Annotated in this window: 3 protein-coding genes; 2 read left to right on the forward strand and 1 reads right to left on the reverse strand. The window is 55.7% G+C overall.

Annotated features, from left to right (window positions below; translation table 11 throughout):
* Positions 1 to 214: 214 nt before the first annotated feature.
* Positions 215 to 1831, reverse strand: coding sequence for a response regulator (locus tag AB5Y92_RS15295; protein ID WP_368227069.1), 1617 nt, complete (start codon positions 1829 to 1831; stop codon positions 215 to 217).
* Positions 1832 to 2205: 374 nt separating this feature from the next.
* On the opposite strand from AB5Y92_RS15295, the gene AB5Y92_RS15300 reads away from it, so the two are divergent.
* Both AB5Y92_RS15300 and AB5Y92_RS15305 read left to right on the forward strand, forming a co-directional pair.
* A complete protein-coding gene (locus AB5Y92_RS15300) occupies positions 2206 to 2382 on the forward strand; it encodes a hypothetical protein (protein ID WP_158113075.1) in 177 nt (58 codons plus the stop codon).
* Positions 2379 to 5476: ATP-binding protein (locus AB5Y92_RS15305; protein ID WP_368227070.1), on the forward strand; the 3098-nt coding region annotated here is incomplete at its 3' end. The genes AB5Y92_RS15300 and AB5Y92_RS15305, both read left to right, overlap by 4 nt.

Genomic DNA, 5476 nt, shown 5'->3' on the forward strand with positions numbered 1-5476 from the left:
TACCCTTGGTCTACCTGTCAGAAAGCCCCGAGTGTAGCGGTCACCAGGGGCTGGGGCAGTTGCTGCTTGATGGTTTATTTGGGAAACAACGCCGTAAACCACCAGATGACGATAAATGGAAAGGGGTGATAAATCCTTTTTTTATTCACCCATCGCAGTAGCCAAAAATGATCCACGGCGATGTTACCGCAGAGTTCTGTGATCGTGATTCTTTTCACTCTGGATATGGATTGAAACCCTCTTTTTGCGGGAAGTGCGCCGAGATATTCAGCAGCCTGGTTTCTTCATCCAGCGACACAGTAACGGTGGCGCCATGGGCTTCCAGCATGATTTTGCCATGATAGCCATTGTGACTGTGTGCTTCTTTGTTGTTATTAGAGGATGGGAATCTGTCGAACAGAGAGAGGACATTATTGATATCCAGCAAGGTCGAGCTATCAATATTTAAAATAATGCTGTCGAGGTATTTCAGACAGACAATTTCCACGCAGGAGGAGGGTGCCGCATGCTCACAAGCGAGCCGTGTCAATATTTGAAACGCGGAATAACAGAGAAATTCGTCACCTGCGATGAATAGCTCATCATAGAGGTAATTTTGGGGTTTGGTCAGCTTGATATCGAGCTTTTTCTCGGCATAGAGATTTTTGAATTGCACCGAAAGCCGGTTGAAAATATTAAAGAGCTGGACTTTACCCGCTTTCAAAACAAAGGTGCCGGTTTCAATCTGGTAAATCTCGCTGGCCAGCCGGGTCAATGCCAGTGCATCGCCTACAGATTTTCTGGTGATGGATAGCTGGGTTTTTTGGAGCATGTTGAGCGATGAGTCGGCCGCCAGCTCTTCCAGCAGGTGTAGCGCGTTGAGCAGGGGCTCCCGAATTTCATAGCGGATATTGAACTCGAGGCTCTCTTTGAGCGCATTGAGCTCAAGCATCTGATCGAACTCTTTTTGCAGATCTCTTCTGGCATGCACCAGCCGCATCAGATTGGCAATGCGAAAACGCAGCATTTCGATGTCGATCGGCTTGGTGATAAAATCGACGGCCCCCAGTTTCATCGCCCGTTTACGGGAATAGATATCATCCAGTGCCGTCATAAAGACGATGGGGATGTGCTCTGAGTGGGGATGTTCACGCAAAATTCTGGCGACATCGAATCCGTTCAGGTTCGGCATCATGATATCGAGCAGCACCAGATCGGGTGGATTATCCGATTGGCAGATCCTGATCGCTTTTTCGCCATCCTTGACCAACTTGAGATGAAACTCTTTGCGAAATACCGAGGTGATCAGCATCAAATTATCTGGAACATCGTCAACCACCAGAATGGTTGGACTATCCTGATTGCTGGCGACCAGATCGCTGTTGGAAAAACGGTGTAAACGACCGAATTCAAATTGTGAAAGTGGGGGCTGCGACTGGCTGGTTGCCAACAGCAGCCGAGTGATCCTGGTTTTAAGGGTATCGGGCTTGAGCGGGGTCAAGATAATGTCAGAGACTTTCGCCTGGACAAATTGTTCGATTAATGGGCGATCTGTCCCTGAGGTCAGGGTCAAAAATGGCAGTGTGTGATGAGGTGCCCTACTGCGAATATTTTTCAGCAGCGTGAGCAAGTTTGCCGAATCGAGATCGATATTGCAGATGATCATGGCGGCAGGGCCATCAGCCACGCAACGTTCCAGCGCCTCGACACTCTCCACCACCGTAATCTGGCTTATGCCAATGGCTCGTAACTGATTGCATAGCGCATCGCTGTGCACATTATCTTTTTCCAGTACCAGCGTGGGCCCGGAAATTATTTTTGCTATGTCCATATGGCTATCTGATGTGCCCATCTGTCGCTGTATCCTGCCAGCTCATTTTGAGCATGATAATATAGGGTGCATGACCCTGGTCAACCGATACCTCTGCTACCTTGCGCTGGAAATATAAATCTGCAAGCTGGCTCATCACCTAACGTGATAAAGAGAGCAATCCGATATCATCATACCGTTGGTGCTGACCCATCTTCTGATGGTGTACAACCGCCATTACCCCATATCTACTTTTTTCTTGTATCCGATTTATCCCTTGTGAGTTGCTGGCTCCTGTCGGGTTGTGCGCACATTTCAACCGGGTTGTCATGGCTGCCTGTCGGGGGATCCGTTATGGTGTGAGAAAGGTTGGCAGGGGTCGCCATCCTCCATCTTGGCAGGGAGAATCACGAGATATGGAACATCTTGCCCCGAGCGCGGCTCATCCTATGGTGCTGCTGGTTGATGATAAGAGTGGCTGCCACAAGTTGATGAATGCGCTGCTCGGTGAGTGCCTTTTATTGCACGTCTTCTCCTGTGAGGCGGTGCTGATGATGGCCAGGCAGAACGATGGAGCATGCTGTCAACCATGAAATCGCGTCTCTGGCACATTGCTGCCGTGCTGTTGCTCTCCCTGATGTTGGCCACGCTGGTCGATGCCTTCTATCTGGAGCTGGAGCGGCAGGAGTATCGCCAGTCGCTGGATACACGCATTCAGCGCGAGGGCGACAATCTGCAGCAACTGACCCTCTCAAGCAAGGGGATGGGGGCGGTGCAACTGGCTGGCCGCCTCAACCGCGAGATCCAGCAATCGTCACTGCTCGAGCGGGGGGAGCTGAGCCCGAGCGAAGCTCTGCAGGTGTTGGCGCAGGGGGTGAAGGCCAATCATGCCTTTGTTACCAATAAAGCAGGGGTGATTGTCCGTGATTGGGATGCGCTTGGTCGCCATGTCGTCGGGCAGGATGTGTCGTTTCGCTCTTACTTCAGACAAGGGATCCTGGGGCTGGAAACGGTAGATGCCGGGGTTAGCCTCAATACCGGCAAGCGGATGATCTATGTGGCGGCGCCAGTCTCTCACGATCGGGCGCAAGGAAGCGACATTACCGGGGTGGTGGTGGCGCGTTACGAGATGGCGCTGCTCGATACCTTTCTGGCCGGGTGGGGCGATACCATCGGTTTGCTGGTCTCGCCAGATGGAGTGGTGATGGCCAGCAACAAGAGCGACTGGCAAATGGCGGTGGTGGGGCCGAACTCTGCCGCCAGGCAACAGCAGCTCTTTGCCTCTCGCCTATATGGACACTACTTTGCCCCGGATCGCAAACCGGTGATCCTGCCTGCACTCGATGGCAGTGAAGTTCGGATAGGGAAAGATAGCTATCTGGTGAGCCGCATGCCTATCGAGTGGCACGATGCCAAAGGGCAGTGGACGCTGCTGCTGTTGGGCAATGTGGGACAGGCCGTGTCAGGATGGCGGCGAGTGGCCTTGTTCGGCACCGCCCTGTTGATATGTCTGAGCTCGGCCCTGCTCTGGCAGGGGCGGATGTTGCGTCGCCGCAGTATCCGCGAGCGCAACGAGCAGTTTGCCTTCCAGCAGGCATTGATCGATACCCTGCCACATCCTCTCTTCTATACCGATAATCAGGGTCGCCTGCTGGGGGTAAATCGCGCCTTTACCAGCTCATTTGGTGGTTCCCGCCCGCTCGAGGGCAAGCGGTTGGCGGAGTTGCCCCAACTTGCCGGGTTGGACTCGGCGGATGAGGACAACACCTTGTTGAGGGTGGCTGGCAGCCAGGCCAGAACGCAGCATGAGGTGCGCCTGTTTTCGCCGGATGGCCGTCCTCTGGACATGCTCTATTTTCTCTCGGGGATTGAGCTTGCCGAGAGCGAGCGAAGCGGTGCGGTCGGCAGCCTGGTCGACATCACCCCGATCCGTGCCGCCGAGCAGGCCATGCGGGAGGCTCATGACCGGATAGCGGCAGATCGCCAGCGGCTGCACGAGAGCGAGCAGCGGATCCAGTCCATGGTGCGCAACGTACCGGGTATGGTCTATCGCTGCTTGCCTCATCATCCCTGGACCATGTTGTTCGTCAGCGACGAGGCGGAAAAATTAACCGGCTATCCCGCCAGCGATTTTGTCGATAACAGCCGCGATTTTGGTGACTTGATCCATCCTGATGACCTCGAACTGAGCAACCGCAACACCATCGATGCCATTGCCGAACATCGGCAATACATCAACGAGTACCGCATCTTCGATCGCTGGGGTCAGCTCCGCTGGGTCTACTCCATCGGACTCGCCACCTATGATGCCGAGGGTAAGGCCATCTATCTGGACGGGATCATCTTCGATTTCAGCGACCGCAAGCAGGCTGAGGCCGCCATGCTAGAAGCTAGGCAGATCGCCGAAGATGCCACCCGAACCAAGAGCGAATTTTTGGCCAACATGAGCCATGAGATCCGCACGCCAATGAATGCCATCATCGGCATGGCCCATCTGGTGCTGCAAACCAACCTCTCCCCCGAGCAGCACAACTATGTGAGCAAGATAGACAGAGCGGCGAACAACCTGCTCGGGATCCTCAACGACATCCTTGACTTCTCCAAGATGGAGGCGGGCAAGCTGCAACTGGAGAAGGTGGATTTCCAGCTCAACGAGGTGTTCGAGTGGCTGGCGGATCTTACGGCGTTTCGGGCGCGGGAAAAGGGGCTGGCGCTGCTGTTCGATCTGGCCGCTGATCTGCCTGACCGTTTGTGCGGCGATCCCCTGCGGCTTGGCCAGATCCTGCTCAACCTGACCAGCAATGCCATCAAGTTCACCGAGCAAGGAGAGGTGATTGTCCGGCTGGCACGCAGTAACGAGCGAGATGGCAAGATCTGGCTGCAGGGCAGTGTGCAGGATAGCGGTATCGGCATGACAGCCGAGCAGTGCCAGCGTCTCTTCCACTCCTTTGAACAGGCTGACAGCTCGACCACCCGCAAATATGGTGGCACCGGTCTTGGTTTGGCCATCACGCACAATCTGGTGCAACTGATGGACGGGGAGATCCGGGTGGAGAGCGCCCCGGGGCAGGGCAGCGAGTTCCACTTCCGTATCTGTCTCGCCACCCTGGCGGATCAGGGTAAGGAGAAAGAGCAACGTGTGGCCATGCCGCTGGCGCCGCAGCGTCTGCTGTTGCTGGAGTCGTGTCCTGCTTCGCGAGCGGCCATTCTCCACCAGCTGGCGGCGCTGCCTGTTGAGCTTGTCTGCGCGGACGAGCCCGCCGCAGTGCTGGCACTGCTGCATCAAGGCATCGCGGCGTGCAAGCCCTGTGATCGAGTTGTGCTGGGCTGGCAGGAGGGGGAGAGCTGGTTGTCAGAGGTGCTGCAGGAGGTTAGCACGCTGGCAGCGCCGCCCGCGATCTTGCTGATCACCTCGGGCGATCCCGCACCGCTTGCCAGCTATGTTGCTGCGCTGGGGTTGGCGCCGTGTGATGTGCTGGCCCATCCGTTTACCCCGCAGGCACTGTGTCAGGCATTGTGTAAGGCGCAGGGGGGCGATGCCGTGGGACGAGAGGCGTTATCGGATGCAAGCCCCCATCATCAGGTTGCGCTGCCCGCTCATTGGCTGGCGGGGGCTCGTCTGCTGTTGGTGGATGATAACGACATGAACCGGGAGGTGGCGCTGGCCCTGCTGGGCAAGGAGCAGAT

The organism is Aeromonas sp. R1-1, from assembly GCF_040908495.1.
GTDB lineage: Bacteria > Pseudomonadota > Gammaproteobacteria > Enterobacterales > Aeromonadaceae > Aeromonas > Aeromonas veronii.

Bases quoted from the DNA above. Each gene is read 5' to 3' on its own strand.
- AB5Y92_RS15295 (WP_368227069.1), bottom strand. From the start codon at position 1,831: ATGGGCACATCAGATAGCCATATGGACATAGCAAAAATAATTTCCGGG.
- AB5Y92_RS15300 (WP_158113075.1), top strand. From the start codon at position 2,206: ATGGAACATCTTGCCCCGAGCGCGGCTCATCCTATGGTGCTGCTGGTT.